General features: G+C 72.9%; 4 protein-coding genes. All 4 read left to right on the top strand.

Translation table 11 applies throughout. The features are described from left to right. Positions 1-1,803 (top strand): murein biosynthesis integral membrane protein MurJ (gene murJ, locus FNQ90_RS09920; RefSeq protein WP_182606031.1); only part of this gene is annotated, 1,803 nt, incomplete at its 5' end. A gap of 630 nt (positions 1,804-2,433) precedes the next feature. Beyond that, the gene (locus FNQ90_RS09915; RefSeq protein WP_182606030.1) at positions 2,434-3,969 is read left to right on the top strand and encodes a protein kinase family protein; all 1,536 of its coding nucleotides are present in this window, start codon (positions 2,434-2,436) and stop codon (positions 3,967-3,969) included. 59 nt (positions 3,970-4,028) lie between these two features. Beyond that, the gene (gene sigM / locus FNQ90_RS09910; protein WP_143620854.1) at positions 4,029-4,754 is read left to right on the top strand and encodes an RNA polymerase sigma factor SigM; all 726 of its coding nucleotides are present in this window, start codon (positions 4,029-4,031) and stop codon (positions 4,752-4,754) included. Then, on the top strand, positions 4,751-5,905 hold the full coding sequence (locus tag FNQ90_RS09905; protein WP_182606029.1) for an anti-sigma factor family protein: 1,155 nt from the start codon (positions 4,751-4,753) through the stop codon (positions 5,903-5,905). The genes sigM and FNQ90_RS09905 overlap by 4 nt, the downstream gene beginning before the upstream one ends. Positions 5,906-6,026 lie beyond the last annotated feature (121 nt).

Below are 6,026 nucleotides of genomic sequence, written 5' to 3'. Positions count from 1 at the left end.
GCCCACCTCTACCGGGACCAGTACGGCGACCGGCGGCAGGCGGGTGCCACCGGACCCGGCGGCCCGCTCGCGCCCGGCTCCGCGCCCCCGGTGGCCGCCACCACCGCCGGCGGCCCCGCCGAACCGCCCCCGATCCCGGAACCCACCGCCGAACCCCGCAAACCCGGTCGCGGCAGCAGCCTGCTGAAGTCCAGCGCCGTCATGGCGGCGGGCACCCTGGTCTCCCGGATCACCGGCTTCGTCCGCCAACTGATCATCGTCGCCGCGCTGGGCGCCGCCGTTCTCGGCGACACCTACGCCATCGCCTGGGCCCTGCCCTCGATGATCTACATCCTCACCATCGGTGGCGGTCTGAACTCCGTCTTCGTGCCCCAGCTGGTGCGCTCGATGAAGAACGACGAGGACGGCGGCGAGGCGTACGCCAACCGCCTGCTCACCCTCGTCATGGTGGTGCTGGCGGCACTGGTGCTGATCGCCGTGCTCATCGCGCCACTGCTGATCCGGATGATGTCGGCGAAGATCGCCGACGACCCCTCGGCCAACGAGGTGGCCGTCACCTTCGCCCGCTACTGCCTGCCCACCATCTTCTTCATGGGCGTGCACGTGGTGATGGGTCAGATCCTCAACGCCCGCGACCGCTTCGGGCCCATGATGTGGACCCCGGTCCTCAACAACATCGTCGTCATCGCCACCTTCGGCCTCTTCCTGTGGGTTCACGGCACCCAGCGCACCTCCGGTGTGGCGGTGGACACCATCACCCCCGAGGGCATCCGCCTGCTGGGCATCGGCACCCTGCTCGGCCTGGTGGTCCAGGCACTGGCGATGATCCCCTACCTGCGTGCCGCCGGCTTCCGGATCCGTCCCCGCTTCGACTGGGTCGGGCAGGGCATGGGCAAGGCGATGCGGCTGGCCAAGTGGACGGTGCTCTTCGTCTTCGCCAACCAGATCGGTCTGGTGGTCATCTCCCAGTTCGCCACCTGGGCCGGTGAGAACGCCGAACGAGCCGGCTTCCCCGGCACCGGTTTCCTCGCCTACAGCAGCGCCCTGCTGATCTGGCAGATGCCGCAGGCGATCATCACCGTCTCGGTCATGGCGGCCCTGCTGCCCCGCATCTCCCGCTCCGCCGCCGACGGCGACAACGCGGCCGTGCGCGACGACCTCTCCCAGGGCCTGCGCACCTCGGCCGTGGCGATCGTGCCGATCGCCTTCGCCTTCGTGGCGCTGGGCGTCCCGATGTGCACCCTGCTGTTCGGCAGCGCCGGGGACACCGCCGCCCGCTCCTTCGGGTACATCCTCATGGCCTTCGGCGTCGGGCTGATCCCGTTCTCCGCCCAGTACGTCGTACTGCGCGCCTTCTACGCCTACGAGGACACCCGCACGCCCTTCTACAACACCGTCATCGTCTCCATCAGCTGGATCGCGCTCTCCGCGCTCTCCTTCGTGCTGCTGCCGGACCGCTGGGTGGTCGCGGGCATCGCCTTCTCCTACGGCGTCGCCTACACGGTCGGGGTCGGGGTCGCCTGGCGCCGTCTGCGCGCACGCATGGGAACCGATCTCGACGGGGCACGGGTGGTGCGGACCTACATCCGTTTGTGCGGCGCGGCGATCCCCGCCGCGATCCCCGCCGGCGCGGCGGGATGGGCGATCATGGAAACACTGGGCAGTGGAGTGGTGGGGTCGCTGCTCGCCCTCGCGGGCGGGGGTGTGATCCTTGCGGTGGTCTTCGTTCTCGCCGCCCGCCGGATGCGGATCGAGGAACTGACCACCCTGATCGGCATGGTGCGGTCGCGGCTGGGTCGCTGACCTGCGCACATCGACGGGGTACCCCCCGGTCGTCCACGCCTGTCGTGCGGCGGCGCCGAGGGGCGGCACAATTGGACCTGGCCGGGCTCATCGGACGGCAGCCGAGATCGGGGAGGCGGACTCACGGTGGCGAAACGATCGACGGCACCGAACGCCGTGTCCACGGTGTCGTCCGCGCACTCCCCGCACTCCCCGCGTTCCACGGTGGCCGGGCGCTCCGCGTCCCCGCCGCCGTCGGTGTCGGCGGCGACCATGTCCTCCGCTCCCACGGCGCCCTCCGCCCCGGACGGCTCACCCGGGGAGCCTCCGGCGGCCCCGGCGGGGGACACCGTCCGAACCGGGCCCCCCGGTGGTGCCGGGAACCGCGCTCCGGCCGCTCTCTCGGCCGGAGGTGACCGGACCCCGACTCCCGACACCGCCGGGGGGCCCGACGGGTCCGAGGACGCCGCCGGCTCCGCCGACGGGCCGACGCAGTCCCCCGCCAAGGGGGCGGGAACCACACACTCCACGGAAGCCTTGACGCCGCCCGGCGGCCCGACGCACTCCCGGAACACCGCCCCGACCGGTGGGGGAGGGGCGGGAAACCGCGACACGGGGGGCCGGACGCCACGCGGAACCCGTCAACACGAATTGCACTCCGGTCACCGTCTGGTGCGTCGTTACCGCCTCGAGGAGTGCATCACCCGCCTGGAGGGATTCAGCAGTTGGCGCGCGGTGGACGAGAAGCTCCGCCGCGCCGTGGGGGTCCACGTCCTGCCTGCCCGTCACCCCCGGGCCAAGACGGTGCTCGCGGCGGCCCGGTCGGCCGCCCTGATGTCCGACCCCCGCTTCGTCCAGGTGCTGGACGCCGACGAGCACGACGGGCTGGTGCAGGTCATCCACGAGTGGCTGCCCGACGCCGTGCCGGTGGCGAGCATCCTCCAGGCCGGCCCCATGGACGCCCACGAGGCCCGGGCCCTGATCGACGAGGTGGCCGAGGCCATGGCCGCCGCGCACGAGGCCGGTCTGGCCCACCTGCGGCTGACGCCGGCCACCGTGCTGCGGACGAGCACCGGACAGGTCCGGATCCGGGGCCTGGCCGTGGACGCCGCCCTGCGCGGCATTGCCTCCGCCCACCCCACCCGCACCGACACCGAGGCCATCGGCGCCCTGCTGTACGCCGCGTTGACCGCCCGCTGGCCCTACAACGAGGGTGCCTACGGGCTGTTGGGCGTGGCGGGCCTGGGCCGGGGCTCCCGTGACCCGCTCGCCACACCCGAGCAGGTCCGCGCCGGTGTCCACCGGGGTCTGTCGGACCTCGCGATGCGGGCCCTGGTCAACGCCGGAGCCACGGCGGTGAGCGAGCAACGCCCGTGCACCACCCCGCAGGAAGTGGTGTTGGCCCTGGCCGCCATGCCGGCCATCCCGGCCCCGGAGCCCGAGGATGTGCTGCTCCCGGACTTCTCCGTCCCCCACCACGCCGCCCGGGGGCCCGCTCTGGCGGGGGAACACGCCGTGGCCGCGCACGGCATGGTGCCGCCCGCCCTGCCCGGCCGCACCGGCAAGGTCCTCAAGTGGGGGGTCACCGCGCTCGTCATCGCCGCCCTGGGACTGGGGAGTTGGCAGATCGCCGACGCCCTGCTGGAAGGGGATCCGTCGGTGGAGTCCGCCGCGCCCCAGCGTCCCGGCTCGAGCGACACCGGGGAGGAGGAGCCTCCCGCGCAGGAGGACCCGGAACCGGGACCGGTGGAGATCGCCCGGGTCGTCGACTTCGACCCCTTCGGCTCCGGCGGCTCCCAGAACCCCTCCGCCGCCCCCCGGGCCGTGGACGGCGACCCGGAGACCTTCTGGCACACCCGGAACTACTTCGGGCCGGCCTTCGGCAACCTCAAACCGGGTCTGGGGCTGGTGTTGGACCTCGGAGAGATCCGTTCGGTGAGCTCCGTGGAGGTGGCGGCGCTCGGTGACCACGACGTGGAACTGCGGATCGCCCCGGCGGACGCGGGTTCGATGCCGGGGGCCTACGAGGACTACCGGCGGGTCGCCTCGGGTTCGGGCTCGTCGCTGAGCCTGGCACCGGATGAACCGGTGGAGACCCGTTACGTGTTGATCTGGCTCACCGAACTCCCCGTGGGGAACGACGGCAACTACCGTGGGCGCATCACGAACATCAGCGTGACCGGCTGAACGCGTGCTCCGGCACGTCCGCAGCCGGTTCACCGCACGAGCTCGACCTAGGGGGCCGGGTGGAACCGGACGAGGATCTCCTGGCGCGTCATGTCGCCGGGGACCCGGACGCCTTCGCGGAGTTGGTCCGCCGGCACCGCGACCGGCTGTGGGCCGTGGCCCTGCGCACCCTCGGGGACCGTGAGGAGGCGGCCGACGCGCTGCAGGACGCCTTCGTCTCGGCCCACCGGGCGGCTCCCTCCTTCCAGGGCAGGTCCGCCGTCACCACCTGGATGCACCGCATCGTGGTCAACGCCTGCCTGGACCGATTGCGACGGGCGCGCTCGCGCCGCACCTCCCCGCTGCCCGAGCCGGAACGACTGGAGACCCTGCTCGAGCCGCAGGAGTCCGCCGCGGTCCCGGCCGAACGGGGCGAACTCCGTCGTGAACTGGCCCGCGCCCTGGCCCGGCTGCCCGAGGACCAGCGTGCGGCCCTGGTCCTGGTCGACCTCCAGGGGTACCCGGTCGCGGAGGCCGCCGCGCTCCTCGGCGCCCCGGTGGGCACGGTGAAGAGTCGGTGCGCCCGGGGACGTGCCCGATTGTTGCCCCTCTTGCGCCACCTGCGTGAGGAGCCGCCTCCCGACCCGGGGTCCTCGACGGCGGGTGACGGGGATCACCCACCGCGAAGCGTCTCTTCCGATGTGACACCGGCACCGGTGAGGAACCGGACAAGCGGCTCATCCGTCCCATCGACGAGGCACGGTGACGGCAGCGATGTGGTGAGGGGTGGAGGTGGACATCCGTGAGTGATCGGCACCCGGACGACGTGCGGCTCGCGGAGTGGGCGGAGGGGCTGTTGTCCCCCGGTGAAACCGCCTCCGTCCGCGCGCACCTGGGGGAGTGCGCGCGGTGTCGGGCCGTCGAGGAGGACCTGATCCTGCTCCGCGATGAGCTGGCCCACCTCGACGACGACCTGCGAATGCCGGATGACGTCGCGACCGGCCTGGATCGGGCCCTGTCATCGCTGTCGCTCACCCCCGTGGTCGGCCCTGCCACCTCCCCGGAGGCCCCGGAGGACGGCGCTCCCGGCGGGGAGAACCGGGAATCCGCGGGCGTCCCCGCGTCGGGTGACACTTCTGTTTCACGTGAAACGACGACGACCTCGCGGGTTCCACCGGGCTCTTCCCGGAGCGGGGCGAGCCCTTCCGCGGTGGACATCGAAGCCGTGGAAACCCCGAAATCGGTCGGGTCGGCCGGGGCCGGTGGGCCCGGGGGGTCCCGGCGACGACGACCGGCTCTCGTTCTCGCGGCCTCGGCGGCCATCCTGGCCCTGGGGACCGGCGGAATGCTGCTCCCGACACTCTTCGGGAGCGGGGGGGACGACCTCGCCACCAGTGGGGGCGATGCCCCGCGGTACGACACCGCCGAATCCGCTCCCGAGTCGGGGGCGGCGGCGGACGGAGAACCGGTGCCGGACGCCCGGGAGGTGGGGGACCGGGTGCGCCTGCTGCTGCTCGCCTCCGAGACCGACGTCGATCTCTTCGCGGAGAGCGCCGGGGGCGGGGAGACCGGTGAGGACCCCGACACGGAGGCCGCCCCGTCGTACGGCGACGGTGATGAGGACCGCGGCGATCGAACCCCCGGGAGCGGGGAAAGCGGGAGGGGGGAGGGCGCTCTCCCCGGACTCCCCGAGGAGGCGGAGGAGAGCCTCGTCGGCTCCGACCTCACCGACGAGGTGCCCGGCTGCATCCGCTCGGCGATCGGTCGCGGGGACGCCCCCCTGGTCGCGGAGGAGAACTACGACTACGGGGGCACCCGGACCTATCTGGTGGTGCTCCCGCACGGGGGGAACGCCCGCTTGGTGGACGTGTTCGTGGTCGACGCCTCGTGCGTCACCGGGGCGACGGCGGCCGAGCGGGAGGATGTCCTCCTCGAAGCCAGCTTCATCCGCGAATGACTCCACCGGGACCACCGGCACACCGGCCCGGTCCCGCTCTTCCCGTCACCACCCGTCGACGCCCCCGCTCCTCACCGCCGGGACGCCGACACCCGGCGGGGGACCGGGCACGGGCCGGGGG

The sequence above is a fragment of the Streptomyces alkaliphilus genome (assembly GCF_014141535.1).
Classification (GTDB): Bacteria; Actinomycetota; Actinomycetes; order Streptomycetales; family Streptomycetaceae; genus Streptomyces; species Streptomyces alkaliphilus.
The sequence above is the reverse complement of the archived record's forward strand: the minus strand, read 5'-3'. Positions and strand labels throughout refer to the sequence as shown.